This is a genomic window from Fictibacillus marinisediminis (genome assembly GCF_023149135.1).
Classification (GTDB): Bacteria; Bacillota; Bacilli; order Bacillales; family Fictibacillaceae; genus Fictibacillus_C; species Fictibacillus_C marinisediminis.
Map to the genome: position 1 here is coordinate 3005689 of NZ_JAIWJX010000002.1, position 17536 is coordinate 3023224.

Genomic DNA, 17536 nt, shown 5'->3' on the forward strand with positions numbered 1-17536 from the left:
GGGTTTGAACATTACAAATTGTTTAAATTGAGTTAAAATAGACTGGTAAGACTATTAAATATATTTCAAGGGGGAAATTTCTTTGAAAGATCCACGTATTCAACAATTAGCCAAAAACCTTATTACATACTCCGTCAATCTCCAAAAAGGTGAAAAGGTTCTTATTGAAAACTTCGGCTTTCAAAAAGAACTTGTCAATGCTCTCATCCAGGAAGCATATGCAGCAGGCGGGTATCCATTCGTGCTGCTTAAAGACCATTCCGTGATGCGCGCTCAATACATGGAAGCATCTGAAGAGCAGATGAAGCTGATCGCGAAGCATGAAGGCGATCTCATGTCTCAAATGGATGCGTACATCGGTCTTCGTGCTGGAGACAATATCAATGAACTTTCTGATGTGCCTTCTGAAAAAATGGCGCTCTATGAAAGAACGGTCTTCGCAATGCACCGCGATATTCGTATCAAGAAAACCAAATGGGTCGTTCTCCGTTACCCTAACGCATCCATGGCTCAGCTTGCGAGCATGAGCACCGATGCTTTTGAAGACTTCTACTTCCAAGTATGCAACCTGGATTACGGCAATATGAACGAAGCGATGAAATCTCTGGAAGATCTTATGAACAGAACGGATAAAGTCCATCTTAAAGGACCTGGAACCGATCTTACTTTCTCTATTAAAGACATTCCGGCAATCCGCTGTGCGGGGGCCAACAATATTCCAGACGGTGAAGTATTCACTGCGCCAGTGCGCGACTCTGTAAATGGAACGATCACGTACAATACTCCTTCTCCATATCAAGGCTATACGTTTGAAAACGTATCTCTTACTTTCGAAAATGGTAAAATCGTAAATGCGACTGCCAATGATTCAGAGCGCATCAACAAAATCTTTGATACAGATGAAGGCTCACGCTATATAGGAGAGTTTGCCATCGGTGTAAATCCTTTCATCCAGCATCCGATGAAAGACATCCTGTTTGATGAGAAGATTGACGGAAGCTTCCACTTCACACCTGGACAAGCATATGAAGAAGCATATAACGGCAATGACTCTAATATCCACTGGGATATGGTTATGATCCAGCGCCCTGACTACGGCGGCGGAGAAATCTATTTTGATGATGTATTGATCCGCAAGGACGGACGTTTTGTTCTTCCTGAGCTTGAAAAGCTTAACCCTGAGAACCTTAAATAAATGATATTAAAAGCGCCGGAGGATAAACCTTCCGGCGCTTTTTTTACTGGAGTTCATTTTCATTCATACTAAAAAAACCATACTGATGCTAATTTAGAGCCGAATAAGCTAGCTTAATCCCTTCTGCTTTTCTAACGGCGGTTCAATCAAACCCCGCACGCAAAATTACGATCATTGCCTTAAAGAGCATAAGTATAGAATCAAAAAAGGGGGACTCTTCCCGAGTCCCCTTTTTCATCGTTATCCAATTCGTGTACTTTTCCCTTTGTTTTCTTCAACTTCCTGTTCATAGGACTTTTGAAACTTTTGAATATCTCCTGCACCCATAAACAATAGAATACCGTCTTTGTGCTGTTCCAGAATGCCTACTTCATTCTCTGTGAGAAGCTGTGCATTCGGAATTAGGTCCTGCAGGTCTTTTATCGTGAGTGTACCCGCATTTTCACGTGCGGAACCGAAGATATCACACAGATAAACATAATCGGCTTTGCTTAAGCTATCACCGAATTCTTGCAGAAACGTTTTCGTTCTCGTGAAAGTATGGGGCTGAAAAATCGCCACAACATCACGGTCTTTGTACTTATATTTAGTCGCTTCAATTGTAGCACTGATTTCTGTTGGATGATGGGCATAGTCATCGACCAATACTTGATTGCCAAACGGCTTTTCAGAATAACGGCGCTTTACACCACCAAACGTTTTTAGACGGTCAGAAATAATATCAACGGGTACATCCTCATAGTGGCACAACGCAATAACCGCTAACGCATTGAGAATGTTGTGTGTTCCATACCCAGTAATCGTAAATGTGTTATAAAAAGTGTTGCGCACAAAAACATCAAATGTAGTGCCGTTCTCATCACGCTTAATATTGGCTGCCTGAAAATCGTTGTGTTCTCCAAGGCCATAAAATACGACGGGTACGTTTGCATGGATTTTCTGCAGATGCTGATCATCACCGCAAGCGATGATTCCTTTTGTTACCTGCATGGCCATGGCCTGAAACGCGCTGATCACATCATCAATATCCTTAAAATAATCAGGATGGTCGAAGTCAATGTTCGTCATGATTCCGTATGCGGGTTCATAGGAAAGAAAATGGCGGCGGTATTCACAAGCCTCGAATACGAAATATTCGCTGTCTTCTACCCCTCTGCCCGTTCCATCACCGATAAGAAACGAAGTCGGCTTCGCTCCTCCAAGAACATGAGCAAGCAGGCCTGTCGTTGATGTTTTACCGTGCGAGCCTGTTACGGCAACGCCTGTATACTTCTTAACAAAGTCGCCAAGGAAGTGATGATAACGATAGATCGGCAAGCCAAGCTCCCTTGCTGCTATCAGTTCTTCATTGTCATCCGGGAACGCATTTCCAGCAATAATCGTCTGGCCTTCTTTAATATTGTTTTTATCAAAAGGAAGTATTGTAATCCCGCGCTCGTCAAGAGCCTGCTGGGTAAAGAAATACTTTTCAACGTCAGACCCCTGAACCTCATTTTGCATATCATGAAGTATTTGAGCCAAAGCACTCATTCCGGTACCTTTAATTCCTACAAAGTGATAATGTGTCATAGTTAAGACCTCCACAATCAAAAACCTTCTCAGAACCGCCTGTTCAGGCAGTCCATTTTTCAAGGCCTATTTTCTGTCAGTATATGCTTGCTTCTAAAGTAATGATAATCATCAAAAAGCAAAGCGGTAACCGACTCATTTTCTCATTATAGCAAAAAACAAACTCTATCTCCATTACTTCTGGAGGATTGGCCAAAAGAGGCATTTGGTTACAGATTCTTTCCTATTTTGCTCTCGTTTTCCAAATTTATATAGTCCTGAATGAGGGAAAAACTCTTAGACATAAATCTAAGAGTTTTTACTCTACTTTTTCAAGGCGGGCATTTGGGCGATAGATCCGGCCCGCTTTCGCTTGATGCTTTCCATGCATCAAGACGTTATCCCCGGTAAACCCAATATTAATTTTAAGGAGATTGCTCCCTACTCCATATATATCGACTGGTACACCATGTTTTTCAAACGAAGTGATCCGTTCTTCAGTAAAGCCGCCGCTGACAACGATTTTAACATGATGAAACCCTTCCTGATCAAGCGCTTTTCTCATTGCAAAAATCAGTTCGGGGTTTACTCCCCGCGGATCGAAGCTGCCTAAAACCTCAGGATTGCGGAAGAAATGCTGATCGACCATCGTTCGGGATGTGTCGATACGCACCCCTTTTAAAACACTGCCAAATTCTCTCGCTACTTTCAGAGCGTCTGTGATCGCATCATTATTGTAATCGACCAGTGCCATCAGTTCATCTTCCGGATAGGTTTCGTGATAAGCTTTTGTTGCTTCAACAATGTCCCCGCCAAACAGTTGAATAAGAGCATGAGGCATCGTTCCCATTCCCTGCTTCCCCCACCATTCATTCATCGCATGGGTGGCCTGAGCTGTTGAACCGCCGATGTATGCAGCGTATCCGTCACCCGCCTGCTGAGCGAAGTGGTCGTCGCGGTCCCCCATAAAGATAACGGGCTTTTGAACACCCGATATACTGGCCGCTTTAACTACGTTATATACATTTGTCGCCACAGACGTCCTTCTCGCTAAGATCCCATCTAGCATCCCTTCAAGGAATCCAAAATGCTGATAAGGCCCGGTAATGGTAAAGACCGTCTCCAAAGGAGAAATCTTATCGCCATCCTTTAATGAATATATTTCCAGGTCATCCGCGTTTTTTGCAAATGTCTTGATTAAGGCAATTGCTTCATCTGTTCCGCAAAGAACAGCCTCGTTTTTTTGAAAAAATTGCATCGTTACTATATTGTCGGGCTTGAATTTTTTTACGATTTCACATGTTTTCAGGAAGTACACAGCCGAGAACCAGCCGTCACCCGCCCGTTCATCAAATTTGAACGTCTGATTGGTCAAGCGTTTGATTTTTCCCTGTAACTTCAATTCAATCTCTTTCATATAAACTCCTCATCACCTGGTCAAGAAATTTGCAATTTGCTGTTTTCCTTATCTTAATAAAACCTGCAAGACTCATACTTTCTTATAATATAGAACTACCCTTCAGAAAACAAGAGAAACTGATTAGTATCCTTGCTGGCAATGAAGCCGAAAAAAGAGGCGTCCTTTGGAAAGCCGCTTGGCTGTCCCAGGACACCTTTTTTAACAATCAGAATTAAACTTCTGCTTCGCTGTACATTTTGCTTTGGAATTCTTCTTGTGACATGAGGACGTTCCTCGGCTTGCTTCCCATCGCTTCTGATACAAGACCGAACGCTTCCATCATTTCTACGAGGCGGGCGGCACGGTTATAGCCCACCCTGAACCTTCTCTGGATGCTTGATGACGAGGCTGCGCCAACATCCAGTACATAATAACATGCTTCTTCAAAAAGATCGTCTTCCTGTTCAACCGTCTGATTGGACTGAATCAATTCTTCTCTGCTGAACAAATAATGGGTCGGATACTGTTCTTTGACGAAAGCCGTAACTCGTTCGATCTCTTCATCCGAAACAAAGTTTCCTTGAATGCGGACCGCTTTGCTGGAACCATTTTCCATGAACAGCATATCTCCGCGGCCGAGCAGACGTTCTGCCCCGCTGATATCAATGATAGTTCTGGAATCAATCGCTGAAGACACAGCGAACGCTGCGCGAGTCGGGATATTCGCTTTAATCAAGCCAGTAATGACGTCAACGGAAGGCCTCTGGGTTGCCAGCAGGAGATGAATGCCGCAGGCTCTTGCTTTTTGGGCAATCCTGCAAATCGCTTCTTCCACGTCCTGCGGTGAGACCATCATAAGATCTGCCAGTTCGTCAATCACCACCACGATGTAAGGCATCTTGTTGGCATAGAGCTGTTCACTCTTCATTTTGTCATTATATCGTTTAATATCGCGAACGCCATTTCTGGCAAAGGCTTCATATCGGCGCTCCATCTCCTCTACTGTCCATTTCAGGGCCGTTGTCGCTTCCTTTGGATCTGTAATAACAGGAGTTACGAGGTGCGGTATGGCATTATAAGGAGCCAGCTCCACCATTTTAGGATCAACCAGAAGAAGGCGAACATCATCTGGTGATGCCTTATACATTAAAGAAACCAAAATGGAGTTGATGCATACACTTTTACCCGATCCGGTTGCTCCTGCAATAAGTCCATGAGGCATCTTCTGCAGATCGGTCACGATAGGTGAACCTGAAAGATCCAGCCCCAGTGCCACGGTAAGTGGAGAAGAGCTTTCCCTGAATTCCTCACTCTGCAGAATTTCACGCAAATACACGGCTTGGCTGTGACGGTTTGGAACTTCAATTCCTATCGTGTTTTTTCCGGGAATCGGTGCTTCAATCCGGATATCCTTAGCAGACAAGCTTAATTTAATGTCATCGCTAAGATTCGTAATTTTGTTAACCTTTACGCCGGGTGCGGGCTGAACTTCCAGTCTTGTAACGGAAGGGCCCTTGGTCATATTTACTACTCTGGCGTTCACATTAAAGTTATCAAGCGTCAGCTGAAGCAGGTCTCGCTGTTCTTCCATCCAAAGGCTGTCATCCTCTTCCTGTACGGGCGGATGATGCAGCAGGTCCAGCTGAGGAAATGAGGAAGCGGAAACAGGTTCCGGCGAATGTCTTACAGCTTGTTCTTTCTTCACAGGCGAATTTTTCACCTCTGGCTTCCGATCTGCCGGTTTGCGGTCTTTTTTCAGCATCAGAACATTAAAGGGAACGTAGGAGCCCCCAGGCTTTTTCACGGGCTCTTTTTGGTGCTCAACAACTTCCCGTTGTTTCTCTTCAACAGCGGCTGATAGTATTTCTTCTGGCTGTTCATAATCCTCTTCCATTGGTTCTGATTCTAGCTCTGTTTCTGAATCTGGTTCTGCAGATGCAGATTCCATTACTATAGGTTCTGAATTCACAGATTCATAAACCGTTTCCATTTCTAGCGCTGGAAGACTTTCTTCCATTCTCTGTTCAACTGCTGTTCGTTCTGTCTTAAGCTCCGGGGAGCTCTCCAGCTGAATTACTGGTTCGGATGGTTCAGTAAGCTCGATCGTATCTTTTTTAAATTCATCAAGCAGGAGAATCGGTTCATCTTTGGATCGGACGAGTTCAAGCGTTTGTTCCTCCTTCTCTTCATGCAATACAGGCGGCTCAACTTCCTCATCTCTCTGAAGTACGACAGGTTCTTTAACGGTAATCGGTTCTTTTAACAGCTCTTCCATCAATTCATTATCCGGAATTTTTTCTTTTGAATTTCTGATAGCTTCCATAGCCCCGGATTTAAAATTGTGTCAGGTCTTCTTTCACCATAACCGTATATTGGAGATGGTACCTGTGTCGGCCTAAAATTGCTTTTTGGCCGTTCCTCATATGCAGTTGGAATGCTTACTTCCTTATTGTTCTTGCTGCCCTTATCCCTGCTGCCAAACCCATAAATGGGTGAAGGAATCTCGGTTGGCCTAAACTGGCTTTTTGAAGAAGGATTGCTGTTTCGATTATCAGCCATATTCGGGCTTTCCTTTCCAATTCGCCCTTCCCTGCTGCCAAATCCGTAGATGGGCGAAGGGATCTCAGAAGGCTTGAATACTCTTGCCTTTTCTTCTTTGGATGCCGGTGCCTGCTTTTCCTTTTTGGGGATTTCTTTTTTTTGTTCTAACGCAGGTTGATAGGTCTCTTTCACATTCTTATAAGCTGGTGCCTTTGAATAGCTGGGTTTATTCGCTCTGGCTGACCTGTATGTACCTAGATCTTCTTCATCTGATACGAGCGGAAAACGAAATTTCCCTTCTGATGGATAGCGGCTCACCATCCGAGGTGCAGAATTGTTTTGGCCGTTCTGAAAACGTCCAACCGTTCGCTGATTTGCAGATCCTGTTTTCTCTTGCTTATGTATTTCTGGATTTATTGATTCTTCTGTTTCAGAAGGTTCATCATCAAACATAAAATTCATCATCTTTTTAAACCACGACATTGCCATCACCTTCTTTTTTTCTAGGTCTATCTTTTTATTGTAGCGGAATTTGTCACATTCTTTAAGAAAAAATTGCCAACAAATTCAAAAAATATAAAAACCACTAGATTTCTCTAGCGGTTATGGATAAAGGCGAGCTTACCGGCCATTGAACAGCCAACCTAAACTGGAGGAAAAAAGCCGCCTAAAACTTCCTGTCATTCAGCAAGATTCGGGTAATTCTGCTTATCTTCAGCATACCTTATAATAAATTTCGGTCCAAGACAAGCTTTTATGACTTTTTTATAGCCATTTTTACCAAGAATTTCTTTTGTTCCCTACTCTCCTTCTGTTTCATCGACAGGCTTGTTTTTTGCCAAGATGAAAACAGGTTCAAGTTCACCGTTCTCATAAAGGAAAGGCAGGGCGGTTACTGGCACTCGGCCGTTCATAAAGAACTGCATCGCCATCTGAGCCAAGATATCATACCCCTGGTTATTCCGGATATCTGCCAAGATGAGGACGTCCTGATGCGGAACGGCAGCAGCAAGAGTACCTGACACTTCCTTTTCCATTCGGTCAAGCAACGCTGAGTTGAGAATTCTGCTCGCGTCATATCCATCATTATGATTGATAAAGTAGAAGGTGTTGCCCGCAACCTCATCTCTCTTCATCTCTGTATCCAGGGAACGAACATTAAAACGGGCGATCTCCATTAACTGTTCTCTGCTGAAGTTTAAATCCTGGAGCATTTTTTCACTGATAAGCCGGTACGTGTTCCCAAGATCCAGAGCATAAAAGACGGATGTTTCAGCTGTATGCTCCTCATGGATTAAAGAGTCTCCTTCCGGCGATTCTGTCGGAAAAGAAGTTGACCGGATGACAGGAAAGATATTCCTTTCCTTTTTGGTTTCATTAGATGCCTCGATGGCATGGAGAGCTTCTTCCACATGATAAACAAGCTCATCCAAAAAGGCGTCCTTTTTATTTTGCCATTCCACAGTCAGCCCAGGAAGAGAAAGGGTAATTCCCTTCTGATGCTCTTTATGTTCTATTCTAAGCTGTTCATTTTCACGGTCATACGACAATTGCCATTCAGGCCGGTTCAGCCTTTCTTCAAGCACCTTTTTCAGTTTAAGGCTTGTACTCATGTTATCCCTCCAGTTATGAAAGCATAAAAAACCTCCTGAACGGAGGTTTTTTGAAGTAAATTCGTTGATGTGATGTCCAGCGCAAGTTCTTAATCAGGAAACTGCGCTTTTCACATTAGTCTTGTTTATATTCTACAACAACTTCAGTGCCTAATCCTCCGCGTGCATTCCATGTCGCGACAATTTTAAGGTACTTTGGTTTAAGAAGGTCAACTAGGTCTTCCTTCATTTTGTTTGTTGCATGCTCCTGATAGATCCCTACGTTTCTGTAAGAAGTCAGATAGTATTTTAATGATTTCATCTCTACTAAATCTTCGTTCGGGATATAGCTGATGATGATGTCCGCAAAGTCAGGAAGGCCGGACCATGGACAAACAGAGGTAAACTCTGTTGTTGGAATGGTAACCAGTGTATCCTTGCCAGCATACTCGTAAGGAATGGTTTCTAAAATATCGACCAAAATGACGCTTTCATCTTCTATATCAAAACGAATGCCTTCATATTTCTTATGATTTACTTCTACCTTTGCCATTATTAAACGCCCTCTCTAAATGTAATTCCCGACGTATAAACGTACTGTTACGATTTTAACATATTTCTCTTATTCGTTGGCGTTTACAGGCAAATTATTTATAAATGCAGTGATTTGCTCTTTTGTTTTGCGCTCCTTGTCTACATACCTGCCGATTTCTTTTCCTTCATGGAAAGCGACAAAGCTTGGGATGCCGAAAATATCAAATTCCTGGCAAAGTTCGATATGCTGGTCACGGTCAACAAAGACAAATGTATATTGACTGAATTCCTGTTCGAGATCAGGAAGAAATGGTTTAATAAACACGCAATCCGGACACCAGCCTGCAGAGAAAACAGCAATAACGGTTCCCTGCTTCGTCAATTCTTTAAATTCTCCGAATGATTCAAGCGTTCTCATGAAAAATCTCTCCTCTTACTGGTTTATTTTCATATCTCCTGGCTTAATGTATCCTTTTTTCCTCATCCATTCTGAAATTACCAGACTGATCAGTATTGGTCCAGCAATATGCAGCAGAAGAATGTATAGGATTACGTGCAAACTGAACCCCATGGTCCGAAGCGTCATGATCTGTCCAACGAGCCCGCTGGTCCCCATCCCCGCTCCTGCTGGAATGTTGACCATATGAAATACCAGCGTACCGATTGGGGCCAGTATACTTCCTGCCAGGGTTGGGGGAATTAATATTTTCGGATTGCGGACAACATTCGGAAACTGCAGCTTCGAAGTTCCAATTCCTTGTGTGATCCATCCTCCAAACCCATTGTCTCTGTAACTGATGGTGGCGAACCCGATCATCTGTGCTGCACATCCGATGGTAGCCGCTCCCGCAGCCACGCCCTCTAATCCAAGCATGATAGCAATTGCCGCACTCGAGACCGGGCCAGTAAGAGCCAAACCGAGCAGTACCGCCACCAGGATGCTCATGATCAGCGGCCGCTGTTCGGTTGCCCACATGACTAGGTGCCCGAACGCTTTCATGAACTGTTCGATGCCCGGCCCTGCAAAATAGGCCACTGAATAACCGGCCAAAATGGTCACTGCCGGAGTAATGAGGATGTCCACTTTTGTTTCCTTGGACACCAGTTTCCCGGCTTCAACCGCGACTAATGTTGCAGCAAAACAGCCGGCTACACTTCCAAGCTCGGCTCCTGCAGAACCTGCCACGACTGAAGCAAACAGGACGAGGGGCGGAGCTTCTAGCCCATATGCGACAGCTGCGCCAATTGCCGGACCAAGCAGCGTCATGGCAAGACTGCCCATTTTTATAAAGAAAGGCCAGTGTGCCTGCTCTCCGATTGTTTTTAAGATCAAGCCGATCACCAGTGACGACATCAAACCAAGGGCAAAGTAACTGAAGCCGGTTATAAAGTAAACTTTTGGTGAAAGGGAAACCCCTTTTCTTTTCATGAAATGACGCACATTTATTCTCCTCTTTTTTCTTAAATGGTTGATGAAAAAGTTCAAACACAACTCATTTATTATACAAGAGTAATAACATCTGTAAAGACAGATGGGATTTTGTCGAAAAATTCACATTACAGACCAATAGCTTAATAAACAAAATTAAAAAGATTCCGATAGTAAGGATATAAAGGGGGAACACAATGAACATGTCTATACGTAACAGGGTAAGAACCATGCTATTTATGAGCTTGATCGGATTGCTGATTATGATTGGATTCACGGCATGTTATGTCTGGTTAAGCGGGAAAATGGATCATGAAAAGGAACAATTGCAGCAAAATAGCAATCATAGCAAAGAAATATACAGTGAACTAACAACCATCCGCAAAAAAGAACAAGATTATTTACGGCTGCCTTCCACAGAAAAAGCAAACGACATCAACTCTTCTGTTCTTACATTGCAAAAGAAAGTAGAAAATTATTCAAAGAAAGCAAATAATGCTTCCATAAAGAAAGAATATAAAAATATCGCAAAAAAAATTGATCAATATGGTACATCCTTTGACTCTACTTCTTCCATGGCTGCTCAGATCAGCGGGCTGAAAGATTTGATGGCTGAAACGTCTTCAACCTTTGAGAAGAAAGTTTCCGGTATGAAGGACCTTGAACTATATAATCAGTTTCTCATTATGAACAAATACGAAAAAGAATTTTATTTGTCCTTAAACGAAGAGAATGTAGCAAAATTCCAGGAATCTGCTGGCATGTTTGAAAAAGAGCTTGATAAATCCTCTCTTCCGGAAGATGAATTATCCGATTTCAAAACAAAACTGTTAAAATACACATCCTCGGCTGGTAATATCCAAACGACATCTAAGCAGATCAAAGAAATGACAAGTGAATTTGAATCGATTGCAGCCAATGTTGAGACTTCCATCATGAAAATCGAGAAATCCAATGATCAGAAGCGAGCAGAGCTGACAGACAAACAATCCGGATTAAAATCATTGCTCACCTGGCTCTTGATCGGTATCTCTGCAATCGTTATTGCAGGCATGACTGTTGCTGGAATCTGGCTGACCCGTTCTATCGCCCGCTCCATTTCATTATTAAAAGAAGGAGCAACAGTCATCGGCAACGGAAATCTAGATTACCGGGTACAAACGGCCTCCAATGATGAGATGGGTGAGCTTGCTGAGACCTTTAACGCCATGGCAGAAAAAATGCAGCGGTCCATGAGTGAAGTGCAGCGTGCTTCTGAACAGCTGGCTGCATCCTCCCAGCACCTTGCCGCGATATCGGAAGAAACGACCGCACAGACAGAGGAAGTTTCAGACGCAGTACAGCAAGTATCCATCGGTGCACAAAGCCAGGCGGATCATTTGCATGAAAGCACTCTGCTATTGACGGAAGTCACAGATGCCATCCAAGAAACTGCCTCCATCAGTGAACAGATCGCAATAGATACCCTTCAGGCGGAAGAGGACGGTAAGTCTGGAATGGAGACGGTTCAGCAGCTCAATATACACTCTGAAAAATTCATTTCGCTCGCGAATGATCTTATTTCTGAAATACAAGATGCCAATGCACAGTCCAAACAGATCCATTCCATCGTACATACTATCCAAGAAATCGCGAGAAGCACTGATCTGCTTGCTTTAAATGCTGCCATCGAATCCGCGAGAGCCGGCGAGGCTGGCAGAGGCTTTTCCGTTGTAGCGGCTGAAGTCCGAAAGCTGGCTGAACGCTCCAAAAATGAAGCACAGCAGATTCAGCAGCTTGTTAAACTGATGGGAGGCCAGATGGATAATCTTGCACAGGAAACAGCAAGATTTGAGGACTACCGTAATGAGCAGCTTCAGTCTGTTTCCATGACCAAGCAGGCCTTTGAGTCCATCGTAACCAATGTTGCTGCGATTCACGGAAAGATCAGCCAGATCCAGACGTCGATCCGGCATGTTGGTGAAGCGAATATCGGCCTTTCTGAAAAACTTCATGAAGTCAGTGCCATCTCACAAGAATCAGTGGCTACAAGTGAACAAGTCAGTGAATCAAGTATCCACCAGAAACAGGCGATCAATGAAGTGAACTATGCTGCAAACGAACTACAGGAAATTGCGCTTAATTTGCAGAATGAAGTTCAGCAGTTCCATCTTGGAGAATCAGCTAATCATGATATCGAAGAGCAAACGGTCCTTGAAGCTGTAGAAGAAGCGTTCCTTGAAGCGGCTCCTGCTCAGCATGAGGAGGAAGTTTCCTATGATGAGAGTGAAGAAGAGTTGAATCACGGTGATCAGATATCTTTGAATCCTCCCCTTAACAATGAGGACGATGAAGAAGTAAAATAGAAAAGAAAAAAGCTCCCGAAAAAGGGAGCTTTTTTCTGCTATCTTTTTTGATAATACTTGTATTGCCCGTAGAGCATCTTGACAATATGTTCAAACATCTCGTCTCTCGAAAGCAGGCCATTCGTAAAAATTCCGATGGCACCCGCTTTTTTTCGAATGTCTTTATCTGATGTGAAGCTGGCCATCACATCACCTAGTTCATGGCCTTTTCTGATTGGTTCAGCGATCTCCTCCGGCAGCGGAATCTTTGCACCGCTTGCCACGAGAACGTTCCCTTCCCTGTCAGACAAAGCTCCCCAGTTGCATAAATAGAGTGTTCCCTCAGTCTCTGAAACTCCGCCTTCTAAGCCGAATCCAAGCTCTGCACCATTTTTAACACAAGCCTTTGCCCGGTTAACGGCTCCAAGCCTTGTCTCCTCGTCAGATAAAGGCTGGGGAGATACGCCAGAAGGCACATCCATCGATTGAACAGGCTCGTTCACTACATGTTCAACCGCTTTTATTTTTGCGGGATTTGTTGAACCTACTGCAAACTTCATAACATCACCCTTGTTTGCTGTTAATCGTTCAATATACTGTTCAATGTTGTTTGATCTGTGCTCTTTACGAGCTTGATCAGCAGTTCTTTTGCTGCGGCATAATCATCAATATGGACGATGGATCCGTGCGTATGAATATAACGTGAACAAATACCTACTACCGCTGAAGGAACTCCTTTTCCTGAAAGGTGGACACTTCCTGCGTCCGTTCCACCTGGCGAAACAAAGTATTGATAAGGAATTTTGTTGGTTTCAGCCGTATCTAAAATAAAGTCTCGAAGCCCTTTATGCGTGATCATCGTACGATCTAGGATACGAAGCAAAGTCCCTTTTCCCAAATGGCCAAACTCGTTTTCATTGCCTGTCATGTCGTTGGCCGGACTTGCATCCAGTGCATAGAAAATATCAGGCTCAATCAGATTGGCGGCTGTTTTCGAGCCCCTGAGACCAGCTTCTTCCTGGACTGTAGCTCCTGAATAGAGCTGATTCGGCAGTTTCGTATCCTTTACTTCTTTTAGAAGTTCGATCGCCAGGCCTACGCCATAACGGTTATCCCATGCTTTAGCAAGAATCTTATTGGGATTGGCCATCGGGGTGAAAGGACAGATCGGCACAACCTGCTGTCCTGGACGGATGCCGATTTTCTCAGCATCTTGCTTGTTGTCTGCACCGATATCAATATACATGTGTTTGATATCCATTGGCTTCTTCCGCTGCTCCTCAAGAAGCAGATGAGGTGGTACCGAACCAATCACACCAACGACAGGACCCTGATCCGTGATGATCTGAACCCTTTGTGCGAGCAGGACCTGGCTCCACCAGCCGCCAAGCGTTTCAAAATGGATCATACCAGTTTTTGTAATTCTTGTTACCATAAAGCCGACTTCATCCATATGGCCGGCGACCATTACTCTTGGCCCTTCGCCATGCTTCACACCAAAGATGCTGCCAAGTCCGTCTTGAATAATCTCATCTGACAGCGGTTCAATTTCTCTTCTGACAAACTTCCGGACTTCATGCTCAAATCCCGGAGCGCCAGGAAGCTCTGTTAATGTTCTAAACAACTCCAGCGTTTCAGTATTCATTGTTTCTCCTTTCGGAAAGCTAGTATATGTATATCCCTATTGTAACGCTGGAAACAATAATTTTCCAATGCAGCAATAGGGCGGTTGTACCTATAATTATTTATAAGGAATCGGATCAGCGGCGCCTGCTTCTTCAAATCCTTTTAAACGCAGCTGGCAGCTGTCACATTCTCCGCACGCCTCTTCTTCTCCGTTATAACAAGAGGTCGTCAGACGGTACGGGACTTCCAGTTCAAGACCCTTTTCGATGGTCTCTTTTTTGTTAAATGCATAAGAGGTGCGCAGATTGAAATCTTGTCACCAGTTGTTCCTGCTTTTGTTGCCAGGTTGATGGTTTCATTCATGCTTTTAATGAATTCAGGACGGCAATCCGGGTATCCGCTGTAATCAACTGCTGACACACCGATATAAACAGCTTCAGCACCAATCACTTCCGCATAAGCACTCGCCAGTGAAAGAAAAATCATATTTCGGGCCGGGACATACGTTGATGGAATTTCTTCCTTGTCGTCTTTTTCAGTCGGCACATCAATCGAGGAATCTGTCAATGCACTGCCGCCGATCTGATTCAGAAACGCGATGTCCACAATACGGTGTTCATTCACGTTATAATGTTGGGCTACCTTTTTGGCCTGAAGCACCTCACGGCTATGCCTCTGACCATAATGGAAGGTTAGCGGATAAAGCTCATACCCTTCATTTGCCGCAATTCCCATACAAGTTGTGCTGTCCAATCCACCGCTTAATACAATAACCGCTTTTTTCATCTTATACCCCTCTCTTATCCGGATGCCAAATGATTTTATGGAGCTGCATACTGACTTTGACATCTGACATGCGCTCTTCAAGTACTTTGTTTACAAGCTTTTCAGGCGGCATTGTTTCCCAGACCGGACTGAACAATACCTGTCCTTGTTTGTGATGTTGATTGACTACAGATGCAGCAAGTTCAAAATCTTCATCACTGCCGATTACAAATTTAATTTCGTCCTGCAGCTCCAAATGATCAAAATTCTCATGAACCATGCGATCCATCTCTCCAGAAGCCGGCAGTTTATAATCCATTACAAACCTTGCTTTGTTTTTAATTAATGGCTCGCTCTCCCTTAATAACTGAAACGCTTCAAGAGCAATAGCACCATTGGTCTCTATATGAATATCTTCAATTCTTTCAATTTCCGCCATCGCTTTTAAGAGCGCAGCCGATTTTTCTCTGTGGATCAGCGGCTCCCCGCCCGTAAAGCAGATCCGTTTTGATGCAAAAGAATTGATTCTCTGAATGATTTCTTCAATCGTTGCCTCAAATTCCGGCTTGGCTGGCGCATAGCTATAAGGAGTATCACACCATGTGCAGCGTAAGTTACAATGAAATACACGTACAAAAATGGTTGGAAAGCCTGCGGCCATCCCTTCGCCTTCAATAGTCTCGAAGATCTCTACCATCGGGACTTTCCACTGGGAGTAGACATCAGAGGATGGCAAGTTAAAGTGATTCGTCATGTTCCATCCACTCCCTTTTTAAGGTCGCATAGCTCGTGGGTGTTTCATATAAAACGATCTCTTCCAATCGAAATCCTTTATCTTTCCAATGATATTCCATTAATTTTTTATCAAACTCTTCCCAGATCCAAACGATCATATTTTCAGCCGTTGTGTTCATCGGCGGCAGCACTTCATTTAAATAACGATGATCAAGCCTGCTCTCGATCGCCTCTTTATAAATTTTCTTTATGTCCCCGAAATCCATTGAGATTCCTACAGGGTCAACGAATCCGCTAATCGTTAGCACCAGCTTATACGTATGCCCATGCAGGTTCTTGCATTTCCCTTCATAGCAGTGAAGGTGGTGGGCGGCGTCAAATGTAAATTCTTTCGTTACAGCAACCCGTTTATGATGATACTTCAGCCTGCTTCGCTCGATATCTTCATCTATTTTTTGAACCTTCTTTGGAATTTCAAACTCCATATATTTCCATCCTTCCAAGAACATGGATAACCAATAAAAAAATCCCCATACAAACAGACGTATCGGGAGAGAGTGAAAGATTTTATAAGTTTCCACGCTCCCTAGTTTTTTTTTTAGCGAGGGGTGGGAATTTCGAACCCTCATTCATTGACTGCCTTTTAAGAATAGCAAAAAAGTCAGAAAAACTAAAGCTTTCTGTTATACTGAATGTGGAAAAGCTTACATAAGAAAAGGAGATGCTGAAAATGAAAGCAAGCAAATGGATTCTTGCCGGAGTCGCAGGCTTCGCAGCAGGATATGTAGCAGCAAAGCGAGCACCTCAGAACCTGACTCCTGAAAAAGCATTAAAACTGGTAAAGAGCCTGACCAAGGACGAATTTATGGTTACCGGTTCATGGATCAGCGTACAACCTGAGGAAGTAAAGCGCTTCGGGCTGCCGTTTACAGTATACAAAGGAGGCCTTTCCAGCACTCTCAACTCCACCCTCACTCAATTTGATTTCATGATTGATGCCAAAACCGGAACGCTCCTTGATATCTCTAAACACGGTGAAAAAACTAAAGTAATGGTATAGACACAAAAAAGCGCCGCAAACACTGCGGCGCCTTTTTTAGTTAGGCTTGGTTAAAAGCATATTGTTGAATTTCAATTAGATTGGGCATCGCATACTGATGCTTAAAAGAGACCCTCAAGTCTTTTTTCTCCAATAATAAGGGGTGATAGCTAGCGATGATAAGAGCCGGTTCAATCATACCCCACCAAAATCAAAATAGACGAACAGAGCTTTTAGTTGAAGTTTTTCATATGATTGTACAAGTTGTTTTTAATTTTAAATTTAGTTGTTAGGTACTGGCCTTTCTCCCAAATGGCAAGGAGGTATAGCGGTACAAGCAAGACAAGGGAAAGAAGCAGTATGATCACAACAAAATCCATCTTCGTGCCTACTTGATCCTCATGTGTTTTTTTGTACTGCTGCAGTTCTGGGCCGGCTTTTGCCACTTCCTGCTCTGTCAGCATCTTATTGTCTTTCGCATTGTAAAAGACAATATCTTTGTGCTTGAAGTAAAAAATGTTATCTCTAAGTGTCTTGTAGGAACCCATGCCTACGACGATCTCAGAAGTATCAAGCTTTGGATCATTGTTCGGAACAGTCTTTATATCTGTAATCTCAATACTGCCCTTCTTGTAATCGTAGTGCTTTTCTTTCAGGCCTTTTTCAATGGCTGCTTTCATTTCATTGTCTGCTGTCGCTCCAGCTGCAGAAGCGATCGAGGCAAAGGAAAAAACAAGAGTAAAAACGGATAATAGTGCAATAATCTTCCTTTTCATTATAATCCTCCTTGCTTTCAGTACAATTCCAAT

Annotated in this window: 15 protein-coding genes and 2 pseudogenes; 3 read left to right on the plus strand and 14 right to left on the minus strand. The window is 43.5% G+C overall.

Annotation, left to right across the window (positions count from 1 at the left end; all coding sequences use genetic code 11):
• Nucleotides 1-82 precede the first annotated feature (82 nt).
• Entirely contained in the window at nucleotides 83-1195 is a 1113-nt protein-coding gene (locus LCY76_RS15970) for an aminopeptidase (protein WP_248253434.1), read from the plus strand.
• A gap of 240 nt (nucleotides 1196-1435) precedes the next feature.
• Here LCY76_RS15970 and murC read toward each other — a convergent pair whose 3' ends face one another.
• The 8 genes and pseudogenes from murC to LCY76_RS16010 all read right to left on the minus strand — a co-directional run bounded on the left by murC (nucleotide 1436) and on the right by LCY76_RS16010 (nucleotide 10250).
• The gene (gene murC, locus LCY76_RS15975; RefSeq protein ID WP_248253435.1) at nucleotides 1436-2764 is read right to left on the minus strand and encodes a UDP-N-acetylmuramate--L-alanine ligase; all 1329 of its coding nucleotides are present in this window, start codon (nucleotides 2762-2764) and stop codon (nucleotides 1436-1438) included.
• Nucleotides 2765-3062: 298 nt separating this feature from the next.
• Nucleotides 3063-4160, minus strand: coding sequence for a nicotinate phosphoribosyltransferase (locus LCY76_RS15980; protein ID WP_248253436.1), 1098 nt, complete (start codon nucleotides 4158-4160; stop codon nucleotides 3063-3065).
• Nucleotides 4161-4374: 214 nt separating this feature from the next.
• Nucleotides 4375-6159: pseudogene (locus LCY76_RS15985) on the minus strand (DNA translocase FtsK); the annotation flags it as partial.
• 257 nt (nucleotides 6160-6416) lie between these two features.
• On the minus strand, nucleotides 6417-7166 hold the full coding sequence (locus LCY76_RS15990) for a hypothetical protein (RefSeq protein WP_248253437.1): 750 nt from the start codon (nucleotides 7164-7166) through the stop codon (nucleotides 6417-6419).
• Between the two features lie 317 nt (nucleotides 7167-7483).
• Nucleotides 7484-8296 carry a DUF1444 domain-containing protein gene (locus LCY76_RS15995; RefSeq protein ID WP_248253438.1) on the minus strand — a complete coding sequence of 271 codons (813 nt, stop codon included), beginning with the start codon at nucleotides 8294-8296 and terminating at the stop codon, nucleotides 7484-7486.
• 115 nt (nucleotides 8297-8411) lie between these two features.
• Complete coding sequence (queF, locus tag LCY76_RS16000) at nucleotides 8412-8828, minus strand: preQ(1) synthase (RefSeq protein ID WP_053357528.1); 417 nt, start codon at nucleotides 8826-8828, stop codon at nucleotides 8412-8414.
• A 69-nt stretch (nucleotides 8829-8897) separates the two neighbouring features.
• Entirely contained in the window at nucleotides 8898-9227 is a 330-nt protein-coding gene (locus tag LCY76_RS16005) for a thioredoxin family protein (RefSeq protein WP_248253439.1), read from the minus strand.
• A 15-nt stretch (nucleotides 9228-9242) separates the two neighbouring features.
• Complete coding sequence (locus LCY76_RS16010; protein ID WP_248253440.1) at nucleotides 9243-10250, minus strand: PTS sugar transporter subunit IIC; 1008 nt, start codon at nucleotides 10248-10250, stop codon at nucleotides 9243-9245.
• 185 nt (nucleotides 10251-10435) lie between these two features.
• On the opposite strand from LCY76_RS16010, the gene LCY76_RS16015 reads away from it, so the two are divergent.
• Nucleotides 10436-12583: a methyl-accepting chemotaxis protein gene (locus tag LCY76_RS16015; protein ID WP_248253441.1), complete on the plus strand. Its 2148-nt coding sequence runs from the start codon at nucleotides 10436-10438 to the stop codon at nucleotides 12581-12583.
• Nucleotides 12584-12621: 38 nt separating this feature from the next.
• Here the strand turns inward: LCY76_RS16015 and LCY76_RS16020 are convergent, their stop codons facing one another.
• The 5 genes and pseudogenes from LCY76_RS16020 to queD form a co-directional block, all read right to left on the minus strand.
• A complete protein-coding gene (locus LCY76_RS16020; RefSeq protein WP_248253442.1) occupies nucleotides 12622-13122 on the minus strand; it encodes a DUF84 family protein in 501 nt (166 codons plus the stop codon).
• Between the two features lie 20 nt (nucleotides 13123-13142).
• On the minus strand, nucleotides 13143-14207 hold the full coding sequence (locus LCY76_RS16025; protein ID WP_248253443.1) for a M42 family metallopeptidase: 1065 nt from the start codon (nucleotides 14205-14207) through the stop codon (nucleotides 13143-13145).
• 96 nt (nucleotides 14208-14303) lie between these two features.
• A pseudogene (gene queC / locus LCY76_RS16030) lies at nucleotides 14304-14974 on the minus strand (7-cyano-7-deazaguanine synthase QueC).
• Nucleotide 14975: 1 nt separating this feature from the next.
• Nucleotides 14976-15707 (minus strand): 7-carboxy-7-deazaguanine synthase QueE, encoded by a 732-nt coding sequence (locus tag LCY76_RS16035; RefSeq protein ID WP_248253444.1) that lies wholly within the window; start codon nucleotides 15705-15707, stop codon nucleotides 14976-14978.
• On the minus strand, nucleotides 15691-16173 hold the full coding sequence (gene queD, locus LCY76_RS16040) for a 6-carboxytetrahydropterin synthase QueD (RefSeq protein ID WP_248253445.1): 483 nt from the start codon (nucleotides 16171-16173) through the stop codon (nucleotides 15691-15693). The genes LCY76_RS16035 and queD overlap by 17 nt, the downstream gene beginning before the upstream one ends.
• Before the next feature lie 245 nt (nucleotides 16174-16418).
• Here queD and LCY76_RS16045 point away from each other — a divergent pair, with 245 nt between their 5' ends.
• A complete protein-coding gene (locus LCY76_RS16045; RefSeq protein ID WP_248253446.1) occupies nucleotides 16419-16748 on the plus strand; it encodes a hypothetical protein in 330 nt (109 codons plus the stop codon).
• 212 nt (nucleotides 16749-16960) lie between these two features.
• Here LCY76_RS16045 and LCY76_RS16050 read toward each other — a convergent pair whose 3' ends face one another.
• Nucleotides 16961-17503, minus strand: coding sequence for a hypothetical protein (locus tag LCY76_RS16050; protein ID WP_248253447.1), 543 nt, complete (start codon nucleotides 17501-17503; stop codon nucleotides 16961-16963).
• Nucleotides 17504-17536: the final 33 nt, after the last annotated feature.

Excerpts from the sequence above, each read along its gene's own strand:
- murC (WP_248253435.1), bottom strand. The coding sequence starts at position 2,764 with ATGACACATTATCACTTTGTAGGAATTAAAGGTACCGGAATGAGTGCT.
- LCY76_RS15980 (WP_248253436.1), bottom strand. The coding sequence starts at position 4,160 with ATGAAAGAGATTGAATTGAAGTTACAGGGAAAAATCAAACGCTTGACC.
- LCY76_RS15990 (WP_248253437.1), bottom strand. The coding sequence starts at position 7,166 with ATGTCGTGGTTTAAAAAGATGATGAATTTTATGTTTGATGATGAACCT.
- LCY76_RS15995 (WP_248253438.1), bottom strand. The coding sequence starts at position 8,296 with ATGAGTACAAGCCTTAAACTGAAAAAGGTGCTTGAAGAAAGGCTGAAC.
- queF (WP_053357528.1), bottom strand. The coding sequence starts at position 8,828 with ATGGCAAAGGTAGAAGTAAATCATAAGAAATATGAAGGCATTCGTTTT.
- LCY76_RS16005 (WP_248253439.1), bottom strand. The coding sequence starts at position 9,227 with ATGAGAACGCTTGAATCATTCGGAGAATTTAAAGAATTGACGAAGCAG.
- LCY76_RS16015 (WP_248253441.1), top strand. The coding sequence starts at position 10,436 with ATGAACATGTCTATACGTAACAGGGTAAGAACCATGCTATTTATGAGC.
- LCY76_RS16020 (WP_248253442.1), bottom strand. The coding sequence starts at position 13,122 with ATGAAGTTTGCAGTAGGTTCAACAAATCCCGCAAAAATAAAAGCGGTT.
- LCY76_RS16025 (WP_248253443.1), bottom strand. The coding sequence starts at position 14,207 with ATGAATACTGAAACGCTGGAGTTGTTTAGAACATTAACAGAGCTTCCT.
- LCY76_RS16035 (WP_248253444.1), bottom strand. The coding sequence starts at position 15,707 with ATGACGAATCACTTTAACTTGCCATCCTCTGATGTCTACTCCCAGTGG.
- queD (WP_248253445.1), bottom strand. The coding sequence starts at position 16,173 with ATGGAGTTTGAAATTCCAAAGAAGGTTCAAAAAATAGATGAAGATATC.
- LCY76_RS16045 (WP_248253446.1), top strand. The coding sequence starts at position 16,419 with ATGAAAGCAAGCAAATGGATTCTTGCCGGAGTCGCAGGCTTCGCAGCA.
- LCY76_RS16050 (WP_248253447.1), bottom strand. The coding sequence starts at position 17,503 with ATGAAAAGGAAGATTATTGCACTATTATCCGTTTTTACTCTTGTTTTT.